The organism is Nocardia grenadensis, from assembly GCF_050942415.1.
GTDB lineage: Bacteria > Actinomycetota > Actinomycetes > Mycobacteriales > Mycobacteriaceae > Nocardia > Nocardia grenadensis.
This window is the reverse complement of record NZ_CP192054.1, coordinates 3,797,982-3,821,525: the sequence shown is the minus strand read 5'-3', so window position 1 is coordinate 3,821,525 and position 23,544 is coordinate 3,797,982. Positions and strand designations below refer to the sequence as shown.

The 23,544-nt window shown below is 68.8% G+C and carries 23 protein-coding genes and 1 pseudogene; 6 read left to right on the top strand and 18 right to left on the bottom strand.

What is annotated here, in order from left to right; genetic code table 11:
- Positions 1-82: 82 nt before the first annotated feature.
- The 3 genes and pseudogenes from ACQPYS_RS17395 to ACQPYS_RS17385 all read right to left on the bottom strand — a co-directional run.
- Complete coding sequence (locus ACQPYS_RS17395; protein ID WP_433490190.1) at positions 83-1,411, bottom strand: FAD-dependent oxidoreductase; 1,329 nt, start codon at positions 1,409-1,411, stop codon at positions 83-85.
- A gap of 62 nt (positions 1,412-1,473) precedes the next feature.
- Positions 1,474-2,262: an SDR family NAD(P)-dependent oxidoreductase gene (locus tag ACQPYS_RS17390; protein ID WP_433490189.1), complete on the bottom strand. Its 789-nt coding sequence runs from the start codon at positions 2,260-2,262 to the stop codon at positions 1,474-1,476.
- Positions 2,263-2,355: 93 nt separating this feature from the next.
- Positions 2,356-2,558: pseudogene (locus tag ACQPYS_RS17385) on the bottom strand (IS200/IS605 family transposase); the annotation flags it as partial.
- On the opposite strand from ACQPYS_RS17385, the gene ACQPYS_RS17380 reads away from it, so the two are divergent.
- Positions 2,500-3,192, top strand: coding sequence for an RNA-guided endonuclease TnpB family protein (locus ACQPYS_RS17380; protein WP_433490188.1), 693 nt, complete (start codon positions 2,500-2,502; stop codon positions 3,190-3,192). The pseudogene ACQPYS_RS17385 and the gene ACQPYS_RS17380 sit on opposite strands and share 59 nt — an antisense overlap.
- Here the strand turns inward: ACQPYS_RS17380 and ACQPYS_RS17375 are convergent.
- A complete protein-coding gene (locus ACQPYS_RS17375; RefSeq protein ID WP_063035032.1) occupies positions 3,176-4,231 on the bottom strand; it encodes an extracellular solute-binding protein in 1,056 nt (351 codons plus the stop codon). The genes ACQPYS_RS17380 and ACQPYS_RS17375 overlap by 17 nt on opposite strands.
- A 124-nt stretch (positions 4,232-4,355) precedes the next feature.
- Positions 4,356-6,302 (bottom strand): NAD(P)-binding protein, encoded by a 1,947-nt coding sequence (locus ACQPYS_RS17370; RefSeq protein ID WP_433490187.1) that lies wholly within the window; start codon positions 6,300-6,302, stop codon positions 4,356-4,358.
- A gap of 121 nt (positions 6,303-6,423) precedes the next feature.
- Here ACQPYS_RS17370 and ACQPYS_RS17365 point away from each other — a divergent pair, with 121 nt between their 5' ends.
- The 5 genes from ACQPYS_RS17365 to ACQPYS_RS17345 are packed head-to-tail and all read left to right on the top strand — an operon-like array spanning position 6,424 to position 11,948.
- Entirely contained in the window at positions 6,424-7,461 is a 1,038-nt protein-coding gene (locus ACQPYS_RS17365) for an ABC transporter substrate-binding protein (protein WP_433490186.1), read from the top strand.
- Between the two features lie 37 nt (positions 7,462-7,498).
- Complete coding sequence (locus ACQPYS_RS17360; protein ID WP_433490185.1) at positions 7,499-8,281, top strand: SDR family NAD(P)-dependent oxidoreductase; 783 nt, start codon at positions 7,499-7,501, stop codon at positions 8,279-8,281.
- 1 nt (position 8,282) lies between these two features.
- Entirely contained in the window at positions 8,283-9,446 is a 1,164-nt protein-coding gene (locus ACQPYS_RS17355) for an ABC transporter ATP-binding protein (protein ID WP_433490184.1), read from the top strand.
- The gene (locus tag ACQPYS_RS17350) at positions 9,446-11,143 is read left to right on the top strand and encodes an ABC transporter permease (RefSeq protein WP_433490183.1); all 1,698 of its coding nucleotides are present in this window, start codon (positions 9,446-9,448) and stop codon (positions 11,141-11,143) included. The genes ACQPYS_RS17355 and ACQPYS_RS17350 overlap by 1 nt, the downstream gene beginning before the upstream one ends.
- Positions 11,144-11,183: 40 nt before the next feature.
- Positions 11,184-11,948 carry an SDR family NAD(P)-dependent oxidoreductase gene (locus ACQPYS_RS17345; RefSeq protein ID WP_433493067.1) on the top strand — a complete coding sequence of 255 codons (765 nt, stop codon included), beginning with the start codon at positions 11,184-11,186 and terminating at the stop codon, positions 11,946-11,948.
- Positions 11,949-12,090: 142 nt separating this feature from the next.
- Here ACQPYS_RS17345 and ACQPYS_RS17340 read toward each other — a convergent pair whose 3' ends face one another.
- The 13 genes from ACQPYS_RS17340 to ACQPYS_RS17280 all read right to left on the bottom strand — a co-directional run bounded on the left by ACQPYS_RS17340 (position 12,091) and on the right by ACQPYS_RS17280 (position 23,537).
- On the bottom strand, positions 12,091-12,246 hold the full coding sequence (locus ACQPYS_RS17340) for a hypothetical protein (RefSeq protein ID WP_433490182.1): 156 nt from the start codon (positions 12,244-12,246) through the stop codon (positions 12,091-12,093).
- A gap of 101 nt (positions 12,247-12,347) precedes the next feature.
- The gene (locus ACQPYS_RS17335) at positions 12,348-13,367 is read right to left on the bottom strand and encodes an MBL fold metallo-hydrolase (protein WP_433490181.1); all 1,020 of its coding nucleotides are present in this window, start codon (positions 13,365-13,367) and stop codon (positions 12,348-12,350) included.
- Entirely contained in the window at positions 13,364-13,699 is a 336-nt protein-coding gene (locus ACQPYS_RS17330) for an EthD domain-containing protein (RefSeq protein ID WP_063035024.1), read from the bottom strand. Before ACQPYS_RS17330 ends, ACQPYS_RS17335 begins: the two co-directional genes overlap by 4 nt.
- A gap of 72 nt (positions 13,700-13,771) precedes the next feature.
- Positions 13,772-14,395 carry a TetR/AcrR family transcriptional regulator gene (locus tag ACQPYS_RS17325; RefSeq protein ID WP_431937719.1) on the bottom strand — a complete coding sequence of 208 codons (624 nt, stop codon included), beginning with the start codon at positions 14,393-14,395 and terminating at the stop codon, positions 13,772-13,774.
- Positions 14,396-14,438: 43 nt separating this feature from the next.
- On the bottom strand, positions 14,439-15,953 hold the full coding sequence (locus ACQPYS_RS17320; protein WP_433490180.1) for a class I adenylate-forming enzyme family protein: 1,515 nt from the start codon (positions 15,951-15,953) through the stop codon (positions 14,439-14,441).
- Between the two features lie 70 nt (positions 15,954-16,023).
- The gene (locus tag ACQPYS_RS17315) at positions 16,024-17,067 is read right to left on the bottom strand and encodes an NAD(P)-dependent alcohol dehydrogenase (RefSeq protein WP_433490179.1); all 1,044 of its coding nucleotides are present in this window, start codon (positions 17,065-17,067) and stop codon (positions 16,024-16,026) included.
- The gene (locus ACQPYS_RS17310; protein WP_433490178.1) at positions 17,067-17,858 is read right to left on the bottom strand and encodes an SDR family NAD(P)-dependent oxidoreductase; all 792 of its coding nucleotides are present in this window, start codon (positions 17,856-17,858) and stop codon (positions 17,067-17,069) included. Before ACQPYS_RS17310 ends, ACQPYS_RS17315 begins: the two co-directional genes overlap by 1 nt.
- Position 17,859: 1 nt before the next feature.
- Positions 17,860-18,615, bottom strand: coding sequence for an SDR family NAD(P)-dependent oxidoreductase (locus tag ACQPYS_RS17305; RefSeq protein WP_433490177.1), 756 nt, complete (start codon positions 18,613-18,615; stop codon positions 17,860-17,862).
- Complete coding sequence (locus ACQPYS_RS17300) at positions 18,612-19,814, bottom strand: acyl-CoA dehydrogenase family protein (protein ID WP_433490176.1); 1,203 nt, start codon at positions 19,812-19,814, stop codon at positions 18,612-18,614. Before ACQPYS_RS17300 ends, ACQPYS_RS17305 begins: the two co-directional genes overlap by 4 nt.
- Before the next feature lie 30 nt (positions 19,815-19,844).
- Entirely contained in the window at positions 19,845-20,795 is a 951-nt protein-coding gene (locus ACQPYS_RS17295) for a phosphotransferase family protein (RefSeq protein WP_433490175.1), read from the bottom strand.
- Complete coding sequence (locus tag ACQPYS_RS17290) at positions 20,792-22,000, bottom strand: acyl-CoA dehydrogenase family protein (RefSeq protein ID WP_433490174.1); 1,209 nt, start codon at positions 21,998-22,000, stop codon at positions 20,792-20,794. Before ACQPYS_RS17290 ends, ACQPYS_RS17295 begins: the two co-directional genes overlap by 4 nt.
- Positions 22,001-22,014: 14 nt before the next feature.
- On the bottom strand, positions 22,015-23,166 hold the full coding sequence (locus ACQPYS_RS17285; RefSeq protein WP_433490173.1) for a thiolase family protein: 1,152 nt from the start codon (positions 23,164-23,166) through the stop codon (positions 22,015-22,017).
- Positions 23,163-23,537 (bottom strand): Zn-ribbon domain-containing OB-fold protein, encoded by a 375-nt coding sequence (locus ACQPYS_RS17280; protein ID WP_433490172.1) that lies wholly within the window; start codon positions 23,535-23,537, stop codon positions 23,163-23,165. Before ACQPYS_RS17280 ends, ACQPYS_RS17285 begins: the two co-directional genes overlap by 4 nt.
- Positions 23,538-23,544: the final 7 nt, after the last annotated feature.

The following is a 23,544-nucleotide window of genomic DNA, read 5'->3' as shown; positions in this document are numbered from 1 at the left end:
GGCGAACCGTGCCCCGCCGGGGTGGCCGGCGCCCTCGGCCCCCGCTCCGAGTGGAGTGGTCGAGGGCTGCCCGGCACCGCGCTCAGACCGCCACCGGCCGGTCTGCCGCGGTATCGGCCGCGGCCAGGCCGAAGACGAGTGCCGGTGCGATACCGCCCGCGTACGCGTTGTCGTAGAGACCGCCGATATCGGACCCCGCCGCGTAGAGACCGTCGATCGGATCACCTGCGGAGGAAAGCACCCGGGCGGCGGCGTCGATGCGGATTCCGTGGAACGGGAAGGTCAGCGCCGGGCAGGTTTCGATAATGTAGTAGGGCCCCTGGTCCAGCGGCTGTGCGTCATGGGTGCGGGCGGGGACCACCGCGTCCCCGGCGGCGTTCGCCGCCCGGATCTCTTGGGCGATGGCGGCCCCGTCGTAACCCCATTCCTCCGGCAGATAGGCGAAATCGTCCAGGGTCTCCGCGATTCCACAACGTCCCTCGCGGCGCCGGGTGAGGTCGAACTTGTCGACCGCCACCGCACCTTCGACATAGCTGCCGAGTACCCGGTCGCGGTAGACCCGTTCGTCGGCGACGAGCAGCCCCCGGGCCTCCGGCTGCTCGAGCAGCCGCATGGCGGTCAGATGGTCGCCGAGGGTTTCGTCGGTGAAACGCCGGTTCTCCAGGTTGAACAGCAGAGCGTGTTCGCTGTAGTAGAGCGACAGCGCCACGAAATCGGCGGGGTCGCGGAACGGGACCTGTGTCGGCACCAGGTGCCCGTAGAACCCGGAGTTCGGTGTCCCGGTGGCGGCTCCGGCGCCGATGGCCAGCCGCAGTCCGTCTCCGGCGCTCGCCGGATTGGAGCGCAACTGCATGGCCGGTGCCTGCGGATGGATGTTCTCGGCGACCAATCCGGTATCGGCCTGGAATCCGCCGGTGGCGAGGACGACCGCGCCGCAGCGGATCTCGAGCTCGGTCCCGTCCGCGCGGCGGACCCGGGCGCCGGTGACGGCGTCGTCCTCGGTCAGCAGCCGGATGGTTTCGGTACCGGTGAACAATTCCGCGGCCGCGGTGATCCGGCGCCGGCATTCGTCGATGTACTGGTTGGTGTCGAATTGATGCCCGATCCCGTACCGGAGCACGGGGACGGGGTCACCGCATTGCACGCCGAGCGCGCGGATCCACGCGAGGGCCTCGGGAAACCCGTCGACCAGCGCATGGCGCAGTGCCGGATCGCCGTCCGGGTTCACCTCGTCCATCACCGCGCGGGTGGGCGCGGTCCAGGCGTAGCCGGCATACCGTGCCGATCCGCCGACCGTCTCGGCCTTCTCCACCACCACGACTGAGCGTCCCCGGTCGAGGGTCCGGCTGGCGGCGGTGAGGCCGGCCATTCCCGCGCCGATCACCAGTACATCTGTGTCGATTGTCTGCAAAGGTGTTTCCTTGTCGCTCGATACGCGGGCGTGTGTCCGTCGTGGATCCGGGGCCGACCGGCTCATACCGTGAACCTGCCGCCATTGCTGAGCAGGACCGCGCCGATGATATTGGCGGCGCCGGGGGAGGCGAGATACAGGATGTTGTCGGCCAGTTCCGCGGCGGTCGCGTAACCGCGGGCGGCGCCGTCGGCCATGGCCGCACGCAGATGCGCCGGGGTTCGAGCCGCCATTCCGGTATCCACCGGGCCCGGTGCCACGGTGTTCACCCGGATTCCGAAATGCGCGGCCTCCTTGGCCACCGACTGGCTCAGTGCGTGCACGCCCGCCTTCGAGGCCGCGTAGTGCGGATACCCGGTGAGCGTGTCGAAGGCCGCCGACGATCCCACAGTGACGATCGCGCCGCCGCCGGTCTCCTTCATCGCCCGGACCGCCGCGCGCAGCACATGGAAGGTGCCGTCCAGATTCACCGAAAGGATCCGCCGCCACTGCTCGTCGCCGAGATGGGTGAGGACGTCGGCGGGCCGGTGCTGTTCGGCCGCCTCGTAGATCCGCTGTTTGCTGTGCGGATCGTCGACACCCGCCGCGTGGATCACCACATCTACGCGACCGTGGTCGCCGAGCGCGGTGGCGAAGGCGCTGTCCACCTGGGCCGAGTCGGCCACGTCCAGTTCGATCGCGGTCGCGCCGGGGATATCGGCCGCGATACGCCCCGCCGCCTGCCGGTCGATATCGCACAGGTAGACCGCTCGGGCCCCCCGCCGGGCGAGCAGGCGGGCGGTGGCGGCGCCGATGCCCGAACCCGCTCCGGTCACCAGGGCCACCGTGTCGTCGAACTGTGCTGCCGTCATGGTCTTCTCCTCGTCCGCCGCAGTATGCGCGTCGCCGGTCATCGAGACGACCCCTTGTGAATCCCCGCCTTCAGGCGTGGGGAGGAATCGGGGTCATGTGTTCTTCTGGTTCTCGACATAACGTTCTCCACGGTCGCGCCGCCGACCGTGGCGACGAAATACGAGTTGGTCAAAAAGTGGGCAGGCGGGGCTCGAGCGACGGGAATCTCTGCGCGTACGCGAGAAGACCGACCCTTGATGTGCTCGGCCGGCCGGTGGATTCCGAACAGCGGGTCGCAGGTGACGAGCAGGTGTACCGTTGCCTGCGCTTGCCGGGCAAGGTGTCGATACCGGCGTCGTTATGCCGCCGAACTGGCACGAGCTCAGCGTAAGATGACCCGCCGCCGACGCCCGCGAGGTCACACCCCGAGCAACGGTTACCGGCGGGCCCGGCGTGAAGCCGCCCGCCTGCACAAGAAAGCGGCCCGGCAGAACACTCACGCCGCGCGTGTGTGGGCGCGGCGGGTGGTCGCCGACCATCGAACGATCGCTGTCGAGGACTTCAAACCCGAGTTCCTGGCCGACAGCAGTATGGCCAGGAAAGCGGCGGATGCCGCGATCGGTGCGGCGAAACGCGAGCTGATCGAACGTGCCACGCGGGCGGGATGGAAGGTGGTGTTGGTTCCGCCCGCCTATACGACGATGACCTGCGCGAGCTGTGGTGCGAGAGCCAAGCAGCGGCTCGCGTTGGATGTGCGTGTCTTCCGGTGCGAGGCGTGTGGCCATACCGCGGACCGCGACCGCAACGCCGCCCACGTGATTTTGGCGGCCACGGTAGAACTCGACGGTGTCAGTGTTGACGACGTAAGACATGATCGGCCTCCCTCCGGGGCGGTTGGTGGTGCGGTCCGAGCTGGAAATCCCCCGGCTGCAGTCATGGGGAGGGGTTAAGGAAAATTTCCTCCCACTCGTTGCGATAGCGTTCGGCGCCTTCGCCGATCGTGACCGCGAGGTTCTGGTCCGGGACGTCCTGCGCGACCGCCAGCGCCCCGTCGATATCGGGCAGCACGGCGCCGTATCCGGGCGAGGTCGCCTGTTGGCCCGGCCGGCTCACCATGAAATCGGCGAGTACCTGGGCGGCGTTGGGGTGCGGCGCCGAGCCGAGTGCGAGCCCGTACCACCGGGCGCCCCATACGTGCGGGCCCTCGGTCCAGGCGACCGGCGCCCCCGCGGCCCGTTCGGGCAGCATCGGATTGCACATGAGCGCGGCCACGATCTCCCCGGAGGCCAGGGCCTGTCCCAGCGGCTGGCTGCTCGGGTAGATCCGCGGACTGTTCTGCGCGAGCTGTCGCAGGAAATCCCGGCCGCCGTAATGCTCCTCGATGTGGTCGTAGTAGTCGATATAGGTCGGTGAGGTGGCCGGGGTGACGACGCCGACCTTGCCCTTCAGTGCGGGGTCCAGCAGATCCTGGGCGGTGCGGATGCCCTTGGGGTAGGCGGCGGTGTTCCAGCCGAAGCCCAGGATCACCGCGCCCTCGAGGAAGAACTTCCCGTCGACGATGCTGTCCGCCCGGCGGTATTCGGGTGCGTCGAAGGCGGGCCCGACCACCTCCACGGCGGAATCGGTGCCCTCGGCTTGCTGCATCCAGGACACATCGGTGATGACCGCGATATCGCCGGCGCCCTTCCCGGTCCGTGATTCCGCGTCGATCCGGGAGAGCAGATCGGCGTCGACGCCCCGCACGACGGTGAGATCGATCTGCGGATAGGCGGATTCGAACGCCTTCTCCAGGTCGGCGAGTACCGGCTGGGCCTGGGTGGAGTAGATGGTGACCGCGCCCTCGGTATTCGCCGCGGCGACCACCTCGTCCCAGGTGCCGGCGACGGGCCGGGAGACCTGACCGGCCCCGCCGCAGCCTGCCAGGGCCAGGGCGAGGGAGCCGAGTACCGCAGCCGTTCTCAGGACGCGCGTTCGCAGGGTTTTTCGCATGGGTACCTCATCATTTCGATCCGGATGTCAAGGGGTATCGACACCGTGGGGTTGGTGGTCTCGGGGCGACCGGACGTGTCCGGCCGGAGGAAGTGAGGGGGTCGCGAGCCGACTCGGGCGCCGATCACCCGGCCCGGTCGGGGGAGCGGTTGGCACTGCCCAGGACGGCCGCCGCGGCGGCACGACCCTCGGCGATCGCATGGGAAACCCGCCGGGGCACCACCGCGTCGCCGACGATCTGGACGCGGGCGTGCGCCGCCTCCTGAGTGAACGACTGCCAGTCGGTGGCCAGCCGTTCGCCCGCGACCACCACCCGGTCGCAGGTCAGTTCGGCCGTCCGGCCGGAAAGCAGGTTCCGGTAGGTGACCCCGGTCCGCGACTCCTGCCGCGTCACCTCCGTGAGCGCGGCCTCGACGATGAACTCCACCGGGCGCCCCGCCAAGCGTCGCCGCAGCTGGACCCGGCTCTCCGCGGGGATGCTCGCGGCGACGGCCGGTCCGGGTACGAGCACGGTGACCTGACTCGCGCCGCCCGCCAGGGCCGCCTCCACCACACCGAGGGCCGGCCAGTAGCCGAAACCGTCGTCGACGACCACCACCCGGTCGCCCGGCCATACCTGCCAGGGGTCGATCAGGGCCGCGGTGGTCGTCGCGGTGCCGGGGGTCGCGATTTCGGTGGCGCCGGTCGCCACGATCACCTCGTCGTAATCGGCGAGATCGGCCGGGCGCGCGCGGTATCCCAGTTCCAGCGCGGCACCGCCGAGATTGTCCTGGTAGTAGCGCAGCAGCGCCGACCAGCCGGTCCGGTTCGGGGCCTGCGCGGCGGTGCGCAACTGGCCCCCGATCCAGCGGCTCGCCTCGAAGACGGTGACGGTATGGGTCGGGGCCAACCGGAAGGCGGCTTCCAGTCCCGCGGGCCCGGCGCCGACGATCGCGACCCGCGGCGACCCGTCCGATGCGGGACCGAACCGCAACGGCCGGGCCGGGCGGGCCGACCGCCCGGGCGGCGCCAGGTCCGGGTTCACCGAGCAGAGCAGGACCGGGGTGAACGACCGGCAGTCCTCATTGCAGGAGACACACGGCCGGATCCGGCTGTCCTCCCCGCGCAGCAGCTTCCGCGCGATATCGGGGTCGGCGACGAAGGGCCGCGCCATGCCGACCAGGTCGGCGCCCGCGGCGAGCGCCGCCTCGATATCCGCCCGGGACCGAAACGCCTGGGAGACCAGCAGCGGCCGGTCGGTGGCCACGCGCAGCCGGTGCAGCTCCGGCAGCAGCGGAGGTCCGGCGGTCGCCATATCGCGGACGTAGGTGGTACGGACACCCACTGTCACATTGATGTAGTCGAACATGCTCAGCAGCGGCAGTAGTTCGCACAGGCCGTCGGTGTCCGTTCCGGCCTCCTCGGCGCCGTCGATCGAGACGCGTACGCCGAGTGCGAGTTCCGGGCAAGCCGCGGTGATCGCGCTGTGCAGCCGGTGCAGTATCGCGGCGCGTCCGGTGAGGGTGTCCGCATCCGGGCGGGTGTTCGAGGCCGCGGACAGGAACTGGGCCAGCAGGTATCCGTGCGCGGCGTGCAGTTCCACCGCGGCGAATCCCGCTTCCGCGGCGTGCCGGGAGCTGAGGACGAAGGCATCGACGAGCGCGTCGATATCGCCGTCGGACAGTACGCGCGCCCGGACCGGTTCGCGAGGGGAGCGAACGGCCGAGGGTGCTATCGGATGTTCCCAGATCTCCGCGCCCAATGTTTCGCGGCCCAGGTGGACGAGCTGGCAGACCGCCACCGCACCTTCCTCGGTGATGGCCCGGGCGCGCCGGCGCAGTCCGGGCAGCCCCGCGGGATCGGAGGCGTCGGTGATATTGCCGGTGCGGTTGCCCGAATCCGATCCGACCACGGTGCCGCCGGCGATCACCATGGCCGCGCCGCCGGCCGCGCAGCGCCGCCAGTAGTCTTCGTCGCCGGGCTGGGCCGTACCCGCGCTGACCGCCCCGGACCCGTGCGCGGTGGCCACGAGCCGGTTGCGCAGCGTGAGGGAGCCGACCCGCAGCGGGGACGACATATGAGGAGAGCTCACCGTTCCTCCTTGAACTGGATTCACTTCATATTATTGCCACACAGTGATTGACACCACAATGGGTATGGCATAGTTTCAAACTGACATCAGTTCAGTTCTGCGGGATGTGGGTATTCGGACCATGAAGTTGTTGTTCAAGGCCACGGCGGCCGCGACAGCCCTCGCTGTCATTTCGGTTCTCACGGCGTGCGGGTCGAGTCCCGGCACCACCGGACCCGTATCGGGGGCCTGGTCCGACGTCGAGGCGGCCGCCGAGAACGAGGGCAGCGTGCTGCTCTATTCGAGCCAGAAACCCGCCAACCTGGAACGGCTGGAGAAGGCGTTCGAAACGAAGTATCCGCGCATCGACCTGGAATTCGTGCGCGGTACCGATGCCGATATCAACCCGCGGGTGGAAACGGAGAACCGCACCGGGCGCGGCACGGCGGACGTCCATATGCTCACCGACGCGACCTGGGTCACCAATGCGGCCCAGTCGGGCAGCTATTCGGCGGACCTGGTCGGCCCGCATCTGCAGGCGCCGGAGTACCGGCCGGAAACCAGTGTGCTGGAGAACCGGTTCGCGCTGAGCAGCGCGGCCGTCTTCGCGCTCGGCTGGAACACCGCCGCGGTACCGGGTGGCCTGCGATCCCCGCATGACCTGCTCGATTCCAAGTACCGGGGCAAGATCGGCATCGTCAACCCCACCGGTATCGCGTCCTACGTCGACCTCTACCGCTTCTACGCGCGGACCTACGGCGAGGACTACTGGGACCGGATCGCTGAGTTGAAACCGCGTATCTATCCGAGCGCGCTCGGTATCGCCCAGGCCCTCACCGCCGGTGAGATCGTGGTGTCCCCGTCGGTGCAGCCGCTGGTCACCGAGGTGGCGGCCGGTGCTCCGGTCGACTGGGCGCTGCCGTCGCAGCCCTGGGGCACACCCTGGTACACCCACGCGCTGAGTGTCGCGCCGCATCCGAACGCGGCGCAGGTCCTGGTCGACTTCATGACGACCCGCGAGGGCCAGACCGCCCTCAACGACGGATACGCCGCGGCGCTGCCGGATATCCCGGGCGCGGTCGTGCAGGCGCAGGAGATCGCCGCCCCGGATACCGCCGACCTCACCCCGGACAAGGTCACCGAGTACTCGCAGGAATGGGCGCGGCGTTTCCAGAGCTGATCGGGCTCCGATTCACACCGACCGACGAAGGACAGGCATGGACAACAGGGCCGAGCCCCAGCAGGGCACCCACGTGCTGGTGACCGGGGCCTCCGGTGGGATCGGCGGGGCGACCGCCGAACTGTTCGCCGCCAAGGGCGCGACCGTCTACCTCACCGACGTGGACGATATCGCGGGCCGGAAACGGGCGCTGGCGCTCGGCCCCCGGGCCCACTACCACCATCTGGACGTCACCGATGAGGACGACTGGCACGCTGTATCGACTGCGATGGAGCTGGCCGGGCACCCGATGAACGTTCTGGTGAACAGTGCCGGGACCGCGCTGAAGGCGCCCTTGGCGCAGACGACGCTCGCGCAGTTCCGTCGGATGATCGACCAGCACCTGGTCGGTACGTTCCTCGGATTGCGGGCCGCCGCGGCGGCCATGACCGGCGGGGGCACCATCGTGACCATCTCGTCGTTGCGCGGTGTCCTGGCGACCGCCGAGCTCGGCGCCTACGGCGCGGCGAAATCCGGTGTCCGGGCCCTGACGAAGGTCGCGGCGCTGGAATTGGCCGAGCAGGGCATCCGGGTCAATTCGGTCTGTCCCGGCAGTATCACCACCGAGATCACCTCGGCGCCCGGTTTCGCCGCCGACGATAGAGAGACATACATCCGCAGTATTCCGATGCAGCGCCGCGGCTCGCCCGCGGAGGTGGCGGCGGTGATCGCCTTCCTGGCGACCGCCGACAGCAGCTATGTCACCGGTATCGATCTGCTGGTCGACGGCGGGACCGCCGCCGGTGTCCGCACCCCGAAACTCTCGACTCAGAAGGCATGAGATGACGTCGCAATTCACCGTTTCCGGCCTCACCAAGACCTACGGCGCGAATACCGTCGTCGACCAGCTCGATCTCACCATCGAAGAGGGTGAATTCCTGGTCCTGCTCGGGCCCAGCGGCTGCGGAAAGACCACGACCCTGCGGTGCCTGGCGGGTCTGGAGAACCCACAGGGCGGTGCCATCGCGTTCAAGGACCATACGGTATTCGACGCCGCGGCCCGAGTGAACGTACCCGCGCACAAACGCAATATCGGCATGGTCTTCCAGTCGTACGCGCTGTGGCCGCATATGACGGTGCGCAAGAACATCGGCTATCCGCTGAAGGTGCGCAAGATGAAGGACGCCCTCGCGGAAGGCGCGGTGGAGGCCGCCGCCGAGATGGTCGACTGTGCGCAACTGCTCGACCGCTACCCTTCACAGCTCAGCGGTGGCCAGCAGCAGCGGGTGGCGGTGGCCCGCGGATTGGTGGCGCGGCCCGACCTGGTGCTCTTCGACGAACCGCTGAGCAATCTGGATGCCCGCCTGCGTGATCAGGTGCGCACCCAGATCCACCGGCTGCACCAGCAGCTCGGTTTCACCGCGGTATTTGTCACCCACGATCAGTCCGAGGCATTCGCTCTCGGCGACCGCCTGGCCATCATGAAGGCGGGCAAGATCGAGCAGTACGACGCGCCGGAGCGAGTATTCGAGAACCCGGTCTCGGACTATGTCGCCGCCTTCATCGGGATGAGCAACCGGTTGTCGCTGCGGCGCGGCCACGACGGATGGAGTACCCCGGCGGGCGATCCGATAGATCTCACCCACGCGGTGGTCCGGGAGCGTGCCGACGAGAACAGTGCCGCGGTGGCCCGGTTGCGTCCCGACGACGTCCTGCTGCACGCTACGGCCGACGAGGTACCGCCGGGCAATGTGGCGCTGCCCGCCGAACTGGTCACCTACGAATACGGCGGCCGCTATTTCGATGTCACCGTGGAAACCGGTGGCGAACAGCTTATCCTGCGCGCGCCCGCGGCCCAGCACAGTTCGGCGCTGCGCGGGAGCCGGTCGGGAGCGCCGCTGGTGGTCAGCTTCTCGCCCGCGAGCCTGCGGGTCTTCCCGGCCTCGGGCGATATCCCGGCCGCAGTCCCCGAGCCGGTGGCCGCCACGGCGGGAGGGAACGCCTGATGGCCACTCTGTCGACAGCCGCGGGCCGCTCGTTCGCCGTCCCGGCACAGTGGCGGCCACGCCTCGGCTACCTGGCGCTGCTGGCCGTCCTCGGGTATCTGGTGGTGCTGCCGATGATCCGGCTGCAATCTCTGGCCTTCGAGGACGGTGCCCGCGGGTATCGCGCGCAGTACACCCGCTTCGATATCGGCGAGACCATCCAGACCACCATCGCGCTGGCGCTGGGGTCGCTGGTGATCGCGATGGTGCTCGGCACCCTGCTGGCCTTCGCCGCGAGCCGGCTGCCCGACCGGCTCGGCTTCCTGCGGATCATTCCGATCCTGCCGATCGTGATGCCGGCGGTGGCCAATATCGTCGGCTGGGCCTTCCTGCTGTCCCCGGGACCGGGGTACCTCAATGTGCTGCTGCGGAAACTGCCGTGGTGGAGCGGTTCGGATTCCGGACCGATCGATGTCTATACGGTGCCGTGGATCATCATCCTGACCGGTTTCGGCCTGACCTCGTTCGTATACCTGTTCGTCAGCGCCGGAATGCAGAACATCAGCGCCGAACACCTGGAAGCCGCACAGATCAGCGGATCTTCGACCGGCGGTGTGTTCTTCCGGGTCGTGCTGCCGCTCCTGCGCCCTTCGCTGATCTACGGCGGTGGTATCGCCCTGCTGCTGGGGCTGGGACAGTTCACCGGGCCACTGTTGCTCGGCCAGAACTACGGCGTCAAGGTGCTGACCACCGAGATGTACCGGCGGGTGTCGGAATCGCCCTCGGATTTCGCCGCCGCCGCGGCGGCCGGTTCCCCGCTGGTGATCTTCGGGCTGGTGCTGGTGCTGGTCCAGAAGGGCCTGCTGGGCAACCAGTCGCGCTTCGTTACGCACGGCGGGAAGGCCTTCGCGCCGGCCGGTGGGCGGTCGCTGTGGGCCACCCTCACCATTGTCGTCTACGCGTTGTTCGCCCTGGTCATTCCGCTGATCGGGCTGGTCATCGTCTCGTTGACGCCCTACTGGTCGGGTTCGCTGTCGTGGGATCTGCTGACGCTGGACAACTTCCGCACGCTGGCTGCCGACAACGCCATCGTGGGATCGGTGCTCACCAGCGTGTCGACCTCGCTGGCCGCCGTGGTCATCTGTGTACCGCTGGGCTACCTGATGGCGACCCTGCTGGTGCGGGGACGGCAGTTCAGGGTGCTCGCCCTGCTGGCCGATCTCGTCACCGCGCTGCCACTGGGGATTCCGGCGGTCATCTTCGGTGTCGGGTTCCTGCTCACCTACACCGAGCCGCCGCTCATCCTGTACGGCACCAAAACCGTCATCATCCTGGTCTATATCGTCCTGATGCTGCCGTACGCGACCAGAATGCAGATGACGGCGATGCTCTCGCTCGGCAACACCTACAGTGAGGCGTCGGCGACCAGCGGAGCGTCGCCACTGGTGACGAATCTGCGCATCATGCTGCCGCTGATGCGACCCACCATCCTCAGCGCCGTCGCACTGATGTTCATCCTGCTGACCCACGAATTCGCGGCGTCGCTGCTCGTGCGGGCCTCGACCACCCAGGTGATGGGCACCCTGCTGTTCGATCTGTGGCAGAACGGGTCCTATCCGCTGGTCGCCGCCATGGCGCTGCTGATGACAGCGGTCACCACCGCCGGTGTCGCGGTCGCGATGCTGGTGGGCGGCCGGAATGTGCTGAACAAACTGTGACGCGGGAGCAACAGCCGTCACCGGAACAGAAAGGGCCGTGATGACAACGGGAGCCGCGAGGCTTCAGGACAAGGTCGTCCTGGTGACCGGATCGACGGGCGGGATCGGCGTGGAGATCGTGCGTCGGCTCGCCGCGGAAGGTGCCGTGCTGGTGGTAACCGATCTCGGCGAGGCCGCCTGCGCCGAACTCGTCGCGGGCCTGGACGAACCGGACCGGCACCTCACTCGGCCGCTCGATATCGGCCGCGAGGACGAGTGGCGGGCGAGCGTCGATATCGTCCGTCGCCGGTACGGACGGCTGGACGCGCTGGTCAACAATGGCGCCATCGGCAGCCTCGCCTCCGTGGTCGACGAGGACCTCGAGCGCTACAACCGGGTGGTCGAGGTGAGCCAGACCGGGACCTGGCTGGGCATGAAACACGCGGGTGCCCTGATCGAGGAGAGCGGGGGCGGGTCGATCGTCAACCTCTGCTCGATCCTGGGCACGGTCGGCGGACTGGGCAACAGTCTCGCCTACGCGGCGGCCAAGGGCGCGGTCCGCACGATGACCAAGAACGCCGCGCTGCACTGGGCCACGAAAGGGGTCCGGGTGAATTCGATCCACCCGGGTTTCATCGAAACCGAACAGTTGCGCGCGCGGTACGACGGCACCGAGCGCCACCGGGCGATGCTGGCCCATACCCCCATGGGCCGGCTCGGCCGTGCCACGGAGGTCGCCGCCGCGGTCGCGTTCCTGGCCGGCGACGATGCCACCTTCGTGACCGGCACCGAACTCTATGTGGACGGCGGCTGGACCTGCGCCTGAACCCGTGACCCGGGCCGCTTCATCGGATGAGGGTGAAGCGGTCCGGGACGGTCGTCTTCTTCTCGCCGAGAGCTGTTTCTACACAGTGTAATTCAAACGTCCAGCAGATTGATCGGCTCGCTCGCTTGCCGGCAGCCTCGCCTCAGCGGAACGCGGACACATTGCGGGCGATCCAGTCGCCGAACGTCCGGGCGGGGGAACCGGTCACCCGAGTGACGGTGTCGCGGACTGTCAGCAGTTCCTCATTGATATCGCCGCCCGTCACATCGAGCAGCGCCTCCGCCGTCCGGAGACCCATCTGCGGAATCATCCGCTCCCGCGCCTCGGCCCGGCCGATCTCGGTGATGTTCGCCCAGGCCGGTCTCTGCTTGTGATGACAATTCCGGGGGGCGCCGGCCTTCAGTGTGGAAGTCGGAATATATCCACACCTTCGGTTTCGTCGGCGGCGAGAATCTCCTGTGCCACCAGGACATCCAGGTGGGCAATGGTTTCGCAGGTGGCGACCATCTGATTGAACGTGTCCAGGGTGGCGAAGGCGCGTTCCCGGCGGGTCCACGTCAGAGCCCGGGCGACTTCGTAGCCGGTGCACGGCGCGAGATCTGCTACGACGGTGCGTATCTGGCCGAAGCGGCGATCGTGATGGGCCAGCAGCTCACGGGCCCGTGCGCCGACGCTGCCGCCGTCGGGTCCGTGTGCGGGCAACATGGTCCGGTTGTCGTCGTCACGCAGCAGGGCCAGTGAGTGCAGGAACTTGTCCAGAGGGAGTTCCCAGGTGCCGAGTTCGAATCCGATGGACGGAGTGATGGTGGGGAGCAGATGGTCGCCGGTGAAGACGAGCCGGCGGCGCCGATCGTGAAATACGGTGTGACCCTTGGTGTGCCCGGGTGTCTCGAGAACCTCGAGTTCGTAACCGCCGAATGTCACCGGGCCGGGCCGCAGCCAATGGTCCGGTGTTTCCCAGTCCGCGAGATCGAAGGGCTCGTCGGCGCTGCCGAGGTACGCGCGCGCGGCGATACCGGCCGCCCCCGCGCGGCGCAGTTCCCGCAGCGAGCTCTCGGGGATATTGCTGCCCAGTGCGCGTACCGCGTCGAGCCCCACCGACTCGCCGGCGCCCAGATGGACCCGGCAGCCGTGCCGGCGGCGCAGTTCCACCGCGAAGGTGTAGTGGTCGCGATGGATATGGGTGACCAGGACATCATGGATCTCGCCGGGGGAGCGGCCGATCCACGCAAGCCCGGCCGACAGTTCGTCGTAGGTCTGCGGACGGTGCCAGCCGCCGTCGATCAGGACGAGCCCGTCGTCGGTTTCGACGGCGTAGACATTGACCGCGCGCAATCCGTCCTGCGGCAATTGCAGCGGTATGCGGTGGATGCCCTCGGCTACCGGATAGCAGCCGGGCTCGGCCCAGTGGGCGCTCATTCGCCGCTGCCGGCCAAGGGCACCAGGGTCTGTTCCTCGCCGTACCAGATCATGCGGCGACCACGCATGGCGCCGACATGGCGGACGGCCGCTTTCCATTCCGGGCTGGCCAGCGCGGCGTCGAGCGCCTCCCGCGATTCGAAGCTCAGGATGGACAGTCCGTCCCAGCCCGCGGACCGCTCGTCGAAGCTGTCGAGTAGTTCGGTGTGCTGCCAGCGCAGCAGGCCGGGCAGGGGATAGGTGACCTCGGCGTGTTCGCCGCGCCACCACTCGATGAACTGGTCGTGGGTCCAATCGTTGGGGCGGGACGCCAGAACCATGAGGTTGTACATGACCGTATCCTAACTGAATTCTGTTCGGTTTCGTAGGGTATGCGACAGTGCGCAGCCCGTGCCCCGCAGTATTCAGACGCGCACCATTCGCACCGCGGTCTCGGTGACCGTTTCGGTGATCTCGGCGAGGGTGAGCGCACCGTCGGGGCGGTACCAGCGCCAGACGCTGATCACCACGGCGAGTACGAGCCGGCCCAGTACCCGCGGGTCGTCACCGGCGAAATCGCCGGTCTCGATACCGCGGGCGATGAGATCGGTCCAGTTCTGTTCGATCTCCTGGACCAGTTCCCGCGACCGCAGCCGTTCGGCTTCCTCTTTCTCGGACTGCCGGGGTGCGGCGAGCAGATCCATATGGTTCTGCAGAATGCGTCGCTGCAGTGCGTCGATGGGCTCGGCGCGCAATGCCGCCGCCACGGCCGCGCGCAATGCCTTTTCCGGGTTTTCCTCGCCCTCGATGGCCTCGCCGAAACGATCCGCGGAATCGGCCAATTCCAGCCGCATGATGGTCAGCAGGCAGTGCGCTTTAGATTCGAAATAGTGGTACAGCGCGGTCTGGCCGATTCCGACTTCGTCGGCGATGGAGGCCCATTTCGTATGCTCGTAACCGATTCGTCCGAATTGCTCTATCGCCGCGGTCAGGATGCTGCCGCGCTTGGAACGCGGGCTCTCCCGCCGAGCTCCGGTATCAACGGTCATGAGTGAAGTGCCCCCAGGATTCGACGATGTGGATGCTTCAACTCTACCCCACCCGATATGAACTCGAGTCGGCTGCGGCGAGTTGCGCGGCGAGTCGGACCGCGTCCGGCCGGGATAATTTCCCGACCCGATTCTGCGGGAGGTCGGCGACGGTGAACAGGTATTCGGGCCATTTGAATTTGGGGAAATCCGCGGCCGCGAGCTGCGCGGTCACCGCGGGCAGATTCAGCTCACCGGCGTCGGTGACAACCAGGGCCGCCGCGCGTTCGCCGAGAAGATCGTCGGGGACCGGGACGACGCAGACCTGCACCACGCCCGGTATCGCCGCGATCGCCGCCTCCATCTCGTTGATATCGATATTGCGCCCACCGCGGATGATGATCTGCTTCTGCCGGCCCATCACCCGGATGGAACCATCCCCGGCCACCTCCACCAGATCACCGGTGGGCAGGAATCCGTCGTCGGTGAGCGCCGGCGCCACCGGCACGCCCCCACGTGCGTATCCGACGAACAGGGAAGGGCCCCTCACCTGGGCATCGCCGATCTCCCCGGCGGGCAGTGCCGCACCGTTCTCGTCGACCGCGCGGACCACGGTGCCCGGGAACGGGCGGCCGTCGCGGCCCAACCGGATCTCCGGCGGGTCGTCGAGCCGAGGTGTCGTGTGGCCGAGGCACTCCGACATACCGAACACCCGCAGGAATGTGGTCCCGAGCTTCTGCTCGGCTTCGGCCAGCGCCCGCTGGTTCATCGGTCCGCCGCCCACCGTCATCGCGCGCATGGCCGACAGCTGCCCGGTACTGCCCTCGACCACCGAGAGTTGCAGGGCCATGGTCGGCACCAGCATGGTCCACGCCACCCGACGCTCGGCCATCATCGTGAGCGCGGCGCCGGGAGACCAGCGGCCGATGGTGACCATGGTGGCGCCGAGAAACGCCGGCAGGTACATGCCGAAGCAGAACGCCGCCACCGAGGACAGCGGGACGAACGCGCCCACGGTCTCGCCGGGCTGCAGTCCGACCGTGTCGACGGTGCTGCGACAGGCGTAGCGGATGGCGTCCTCGGACTGGACCACGCATTTGGGCCGGCCGGTGGAACCGGAGGTCATGGCGATCGCGCTGCCGCCGTGCCAGCGCCGGACGGATTCGAAGGGGGTGGCGCGGGCCAGTAGCAGATGTTCGTCGAACGCTGTATCGCGCCGGGAGTAGACCTCCTCGGGGACCTCCCAGTGGCGCAGCGCCTCGGGGTCGCCGATCACCAGATCGGGGCCGATGTCCTCCATCGCGAGCCGGAACTCCGATTCGGTGGCGTGCGGGCTGAACACGGCCACCACCCCGCCGCGCAGCCCGACCGCGAGCGCCGCGGCCAGGGTGCGCCAGGTGTTGTCGGCCTGGATCAGCGCCGTGGGGGCGCGCTCGTCGAGGGCCGCCATCTGCTCGGCCAGGGCGTTCGCCGTCGCCATGATCTCACCCAGAGTGTGCTGTCCGAGTTCGTCGATCACCGCGATATCCGCCGGTGTCCGCCGTGCCCGTTCGAGCATCTCCGTCGCCAGTACTCTCATCGCCCGTTCCTCGTGCCGCTGTTCTCTCTGTTTACTCGTCGCCGCGCTCCCGCGGGGCGGAATGCGCTCGTCACGCCGGTGGGATCAGGACGGCGCGCCCGGTGATCCCGCCCGCCCGCAGCCTGCGGTAGACCTCCACCGCCTCGGTGAGCGGGAAGGTCTCCGCGGTGACGTGCAGGGCGCCCCGGCGGGCGAGATCGACCACTGTGGCCAGATCCGACCGCGGCCCCCAGAACGGCGCCGTCACGGTCCAGCCCGCGGCCAGGCCGACGTCCTTACCGACCTCGATCCGACCGCCCGCGCTGCCCACCACCACCAGGCGGCCGCCCGGCGCGAGCACCGCCCCGGCCGGGCCCACGGTATCCGGGGCGCCGGCGAAGTCGAAGATCAGATCCGCGCCGTCGCGCAGGCCGGTGGCCGCGGAGGGGATACCGGGGAAGGCCGCGTCCACGCCCAGCCGGCGGGCCACCTCGAGTGCCTCCGGCCGGTTGTCGATCGCGATGATCCGTCCGGCACCGAACTCGCGCAGGAGCTGGACCGCGAGATGGCCGAGCCCGCCGACCCCCACCACGAGACATACGCTGCCGGAATCGATCAGGTCGCGGTGTTGCCGCACCGCGTGATACGCGGTGAGGCCCGCATCCGCGAGGGGCGCGCAGAGCACCGGGTCCACACCTCGCGCCGGAACCAGGTAGCGGGCCGAAGGCACGATCATCGCCTCGGCCAGTCCGCCCGGATGGCCGAGGCCGTTACCGATCGGCTTCCCCCGGCCGTCCGGGCCCGGGCGCAGGCGCAGGCAGTAGTTCTCTCGCCCTCGTGCGCAGTTGCGGCACCCGCCACAACTCCAGATTCCGTGAACCACCACCGTTTCCCCGATCCAGCCGCGGTCGGCTGCCGGGCCGGCGTCGAGCACGGTCCCCGCGACCTCGTGTCCGAGGGTGAGCGGGAGGGGATAGCCGAACGCGCCGACGGCGGAATCCATGATGTGCAGATCCGAGCGGCACAGCCCGGCCGCCTCGACCCGCACCAGCAGTTCCTCCCCGTCCGGTCGCGGTGTGGGGATCTCGCGGAGTTCGGGTTCGGCGCCCCAGGCGGTGAGCTGTACGGCCAGCATCAGCGGGCCGTCCAGCCGCCGTCGACCACCAGGGTCTGCCCGGTCATATAGGACGACGCGTCCGAGGCCAGGAACAGCAACGCGCCGTCCACCTCTCCGGTCCGGCCGCCACGGCCGAGCATGGTGTTGCGCCGGACCCAGCCCGCCGATTTCTCGTTGCTGAACAGGCCGTCGGTCATCTCGGTATCGAACCACCCCGGCACCACGGCATTCACCCGGATACCGCGCCGGCCCCACTGGCCGGCGAGCTCCCGGGTGAGTCCCAGGGTTCCGGCCTTGGAGGCGGCATAGCTCGCGCCACCGATCGGGGCGGTGGAAACCAGTCCGATCACCGAGGAGATATTGATGTAGGACGCGTGTTCGCCCTCGGGCAGCCGGGTCGCGGCGTAGGTGGCGAGGTGGAATCCGGCGAGCAGGTTCAACTCCAGGATCGCGTGGAACTCCGCGTCGGTCTCCTGTTCCGCCCGCGGCGGACCCGGTCGGCCCGCATTGTTGACAAGCACGTCCAGGCGTCCGGACTCCGCGTAGCAGCGGTCCACCAGTGCGGTACGGTCCGCGTCCCGGGTCACGTCACAGGGCACCGGCATGATACGGGAATCGGCCCGTGCCAGCTCGGTCAGCCGGTCCACCCGGCGGGCGGCCGCGTAGACGGTGGCGCCCGCGCCGGCCAGCACGCGGGCGAAGCCCAGCCCGAGGCCGGACGAGGCACCGGTGACCACGGCGACGCGCCCGCTCAGATCGAACAGGCTCGCCGGTGTGGCGGTTTCCGGTTCGCTCGGCTGCGTACTCATCTCAGTACACCGCCGTCCGGCCGCCGTCGACCGGGATCACGGCCCCGGTCGTGTACCCCGCGGCATCGCTCGCGAGGTGGACGACCAGTCCGGCGATCTCCTCCGGTCGCCCCAGCCGGCCCGCGGGGAGCCGGTCGACGATCTTGCCGACGAACTCGTCGTCCCAGTGCTCGGCCATATCCGTCGCGAACCCGCCCGGCATCACACAGTTCACCCGTACCGACGGCGCGTACTCCTGGGCGAACGCCATGGTGAGCGCGTTGAGACCGTTCTTCGCCGCGGCGTACATCGCCTCGGGCGGGCTGGGCCGGACCGCGCCGATACTGGAGATATTGATGATCGAACCGCCACCGGCGGCGGCCATCCGGGCCCCGGCGACAGCCATCAGCCGGAACGGGCCCTTCAGGTTCACCTCGAGGGTCTTGTCCCACAGGCCCTCGGTCACCGCCGCCAGATTCGCGGCCAGCGGCGCGATGCCGGCGTTGTTGACCACGATATCGAGACTGCCGTATTCGGCCACGATCCCGTCGACGGCGGGCTCTATGCTGTCCCACCTGCCCACATGCAGTTCCCATGGGTGCGCGCTGCCGGGGCCCGCGCCGAGCGCGGCGACCGCCACCTCGCAGGCGGCGAGTTTGCGGCTGGAGACGATCACCGTGGCGCCGGCGTCGCGTAGCCCGCGGGCGATCGCCAGCCCGAGTCCGCGGCTCGCGCCGGTCACCAGCGCGACCTTTCCGGTCAGATCCGTTGTGCTCATCGGTGCTTTTTCAACTCCAGACGCGCGATGGTGCGCAGATGTACTTCATTGGGGCCGTCGGCGATCTGCAGTGCGCGGGTGATCGCGTGCATCCGGGCCAGCACGGTGTCATCGCTGACCCCGGCCGCGCCGAAGGTCTGGACCGCCCGGTCGACCACGGTGTGCGCCACCTCCATGGCGGCCACCTTGATCGCGGCGACCTCCGAACGCGCCGCCGCATTGCCCTTGGTGTCCATCAGCCAGGACGACTTCAGGACCAGTAGGCGGATCTGGTCGATCTCGATCCGGCTGCGGGCGATCCACTCCCGCACCACACCCCGGTCGGCCAGCGGGTCCCCGAACGCGGTGCGCTCCAGCGCGCGACGGCACATCAGGTCGAGGGCACGTTCGGCCATTCCGATGGCCCGCATGGCGTAGTGCATCCGGCCCGGGCCCAACCGGCCTTGCGCGATGGCGAATCCGTCGCCTTCGGCGCCGAGCATATTCGCCGCGGGCACCCGGACATCGGTGAACTGGACCTCGCCGTGCCCGAGCCGGTCGTGGAAACCGAACATCGGCAGATCACGCAGGACTTCGACGCCAGGTGCGTCGGCGGGGACCAGGATCATGCTCTGCCGGCGATAGGCCGGCGCTTCCGGATCGGATTTGCCCATGAAGATGACGAGTTTGCAATCCGGGTCGAGAATTCCGGAGGTGTACCATTTCCGGCCGTTGATGACGTAATCGTCGCCGTCGCGGCGGATGGTCGACGTGATATTGGTGGCGTCGGAACTGGCGACCGCGGGTTCGGTCATGGCGAAAGCCGACCGGATCTCGCAATCCAGCAGCGGTCGTAACCACCGCTGCTTCTGCTCGTCGGTGCCGAACATGGCCAGGATTTCCATATTCCCGGTATCGGGCGCCGAACAGTTGATCGCCTCGTTACCGATGATCGACCGGCCGACCATTTCGGCGAGCGGTGCGTATTCCAGATTGGTGAGTCCGGCGCCCAATCCGTCGTGGGTCATGAAAAGATTCCACAGACCCAGCTCCCGCGCCCGGGCCTGCAATTCCCGCATGATCTGCGGCTGTTCGTGCGGATTGTCCGCCGCGGCGATCTGCTCGTCGTAGACCCGCTCGGCCGGGTAGACGTGGTCGTCCATGAATCGGCCGAGTGTGTCGAGCAGGTCCGCCGTGCGGGCGGAGTAGGAGAAATCCACAGTGCGGCTCCTGAACTGGGGGAGGAGACCTCAACCGGCGAGCAGCGCGGTCCCGGTCTCGATGAGGCGGTCGATGGTGGCGGGGAGTTTTTCCTGGTCCGGGTCGTGGTGCCGGCCTTCGCGGTGCCGCCGCAGGTTGTGGCCCATGATGGCGGCCATCTTGAGCCGGCCGAGCGCGTCGAACCAGGGCAGTTCGGGTAGCTCGGTACCGCCCACGCGGTACAGCTCCACCAGTTCGGCAGCGCTCGGCAGCCCGGGAACTGGGCGGCCCACACCGGGGAAGTTGGTGCCGTCGGCGAAGATCAGGAACCAGCCGAGTTCGACGCGGGGGTCGCCGGCGCTCCAGATCTCCCAGTCGATGAGCGCGACGGGTTCGGTACCCGCGGCGATGATGTTGCCGAGCCGATAGTCACCGTGGACGAGAGTGGGGGCCAATGGTTCCGGCACGCGCCGGCCGAGTAGTTCCAGAAGTTGGTCACCGCCGTTGACCAGTTCCGGCGGTACCGCGCCGAGGGTGCGGGCCCAGCGAGCCAGTTCATCGCCCGGGGTCAGCGCGGGTTCGATACCGGGCACCATGTCGAGAGCGACCGCGTGCAGCCGGGGCAGTACCTCGGCCGCGCGGCGCATCCGGGCCGCGGCGAGCTCCGGCGTCACGGGCGGATCGTCGAGTACCGGTTCCAGTGATTCGCCGGCGACGAATTCCATGGCGAACCAGGCCGGCTCGCGCGCGTCGGTGACGACGACGCGGGGCACCGGGACCTCGGTCGGCGCCAGCGCACGCATGATCCGGGCCTGGCGCAACATATCGTGGCGGCCGATGGGTTCGCACCCCTCGGGCACGGCCTTCACCACATAGGTGCCGCCGGTCGTCACCGCCCGGTAGGTGAGCCCCGAATGGCCACCCGGCAGGCGTTCGAAGGCGGTGAGTTCGTGCCCGAGCTCGGCGGCCAGCCGGTCGCGGACCCGGTGTTCCAGCGTCATGGGCGTGGCTCCTTGGGCAGGCCGAGTACCCGCTCGGCAATGATGTTGTGCTGGATCTCGTCGGTGCCCCCGGCGATCCGGTAGCCCGGCGCGCCGAGTACGTGCTCGGTCCACGCGTAGGTGCCCCAGCGTCCGGAATCGGCGACCAGGTCGCGGCCGAGCAGCAGCCGCACCACCTCCGAGGTACGCGCCATGGTGTCGGTGGCCAGCAGCTTGCCCGCCGAGGCCTCCGGGCCCGGGTCCCGGCCCGCGACCACTGCCGCGGCGACCCGCATACCCGCCACCCGCTGCACGTAGCTGCGGGTGACCAGGTCGGCGACCCGGTCGCGTTCCAGGTCGGACAGGTCACGCCCGACGTTGCGGGCCAAGGCCACCGCCTGGTCGGCATTGGCCAGACCCAGGGTCGCGCCGTCGAGGCGTTCGGCGGCGAGCACGGTCAGCGCGACCGGCCAGCCCTCGCCGACCGGTCCGAGCCGCAGCCCGTCGTCGAGCTCTACACCGTCGAGATAGACCTCGTTGAACGAGGTGCCGCCGGTCATCTGGCGGATCGGGCGGACGGTGACGCCCGGAGCATCCATCGGCACCAGGAATGCGGTGAGTCCGGCGTGCTTGGCCACCGCCGGATCGGTCCGGCACACCGCCACACCGAGGTCGGCGACGCGGGCGCCCGAGGTCCAGACCTTGTGGCCGTCGAGGGTCCAGGTGCCGTCGGCGTTCCGGGTGGCCCGGGTCCGTACCGCGGCCAGATCGGACCCGGCCTCGGTTTCGGAGAAGAGCTGGCAGGCGATGAGATCGGTGCGCAGCATGGCCCGCACATAGCAGTCTCGCTGTTCCGGTGTACCCCACTGCTCGATGGTCGGAGCCACCAATTGCTGTGTCACCGAGAACATCTCGGTGCGCCGGGGTACCTCGAACTCCGCTTCGGCACGCCGGAATGCGAGCACATAGGACATCGGCAGCCCACGTCCACCGTATTCCGGGGCCCAGTTCAGCGGTCCCCAGCCCGCATCGAATTTGGTGCGCTCGTAGTCGCGGATCGCGTCGGTGTGCCGCCGTTCCTCCGCGGCGGTCCAGTTCTCGAATACGGCGACCGAATCGTCACCGTGACCCCAGGCGGCTTCGGTGCGGGGCGCGGCGACCCCGCGTAACCAGCCCCGGGCCGATTCGGTGAACTCGGCGAGATCCGGAAGTGTCTGTGTACTCACTGTTTCCCTCGCCCTCAGACCGAAAGGATCGTGCAGGCGCTGATTCCGGGAGCGCCGTAGACGTGTGTGAAACCGAGGCGCGGGTCACCCGGTACCTGGCGGTCGCCCGCCTCGCCCCGCAGTTGGGTGACGATCTCGTGGACCTGCCGCAGTCCCGAGGCACCGATGGGTTCACCGTTGGCGATACAGCCGCCGTCGGTATTGATCGGCAGCCGGCCGTCGATCTCGGTGGCGCCCGCGGCGATCAGCTCCTCCTGTGCGCCGTGCTCGCAGAACCCGCATTCGGCCATATGCATGATCTCCGCGCCGCTCTCGGTGTCCTGGAGCTGGGCGACGTCGATCTCGTTCGGCCCGATCCCGGCCTGCTCGAAGGCCGCGGTGGCGGCATCGGTACTGACGCTGGTCGGTTCCCCGGTGCCCTGGACCGCGGGGCTGAACACCTCGAAGGAGCCGAAGCGTCGGGTGCGATGGCTGATCGCCCGCAATCGCACCGGGCGCCCGCCGAGCCGGCGCACGGCGGCTTCGTTCGCGACGACCACGGCCGCGCCCCCTTCGCCGGGGGAGCAGAACATGAACTTGGTGAGCGGGTCGTTCACCAGCTCCGCCGCGGCGATCTGCGCTGCCGAGATCGGCTCCCGCCGCCAGGCATTGGGATTGCGGCTGCCGTTGCGGTAGGCCTTCTCGGCGACCTTCGCCAGCGTCGCCGCGGAGATATTGTGCTCGCGCATATAGCGGCCGATCTTGGCGCCGAAGAACTGGGTGGTCACCATGAGTCCGGCCGCGCCGTACCCCTCGGGCAGGCCCCAGTCGGCGGGGTCGGGGTCGAACGCCCCGCGCGGGTGTTTGTCGAAGCCGACCGCGAGCGCGATCTCGGCGGCTCCGGACCGCACCGCGTTGACCGCGGAGAACAGCGCACTGCCCCCCGTCGCGCAGCCGTTCTTCACATTGGTGAACGGGATACCGGTGAAACCGAGTTCGGCGACCAGGGTGTCGGCCAGTCCCGACCCGTCGCTGCCACCGAACGCGACCTGGATATCGGGCCAGGTCAGTCCGGCGTCGGCCACCGCGGCGGTGATCGCCTCGACCGCCATCTGCCGCCCGCTGACGCCGGGCCGGCGGCCGAAGCGCGACAGTCCGCTCCCGATGATGGAAACCTGCTCGGTCACCGGTCCTCGCTCTGCTGGGTGGTAGTGGTGGCGAACCGGGGGGCCGGTGTGACCGCGACCAGTCGCACCGGAGCCCGGTCCAAACGGGCGAAATCGTCGCAGTCGAGGATCGCCTCGATCTTGATCCCCTCGGGGAGTTCGACATAGCCGACCGCGTACGGTGCGAAGCCCTGGGCGGGAACGACATACGGTGGCGATTTCGGTGGGAACCGCTGGACGGTGTAGGCCCAGACCACCCCTTCGTCGCTGAGCGGTAGCGGGTCGGCGGTCGGCCGGGCGCAGCGCGCGCAGATCGCGCTCGCCGGGTAGCCGACCGTGCCGCAGACCCGGCACCTACTGCCCTCCAGTACGGGTTTCACCTGCTCACCCATGTCGTTC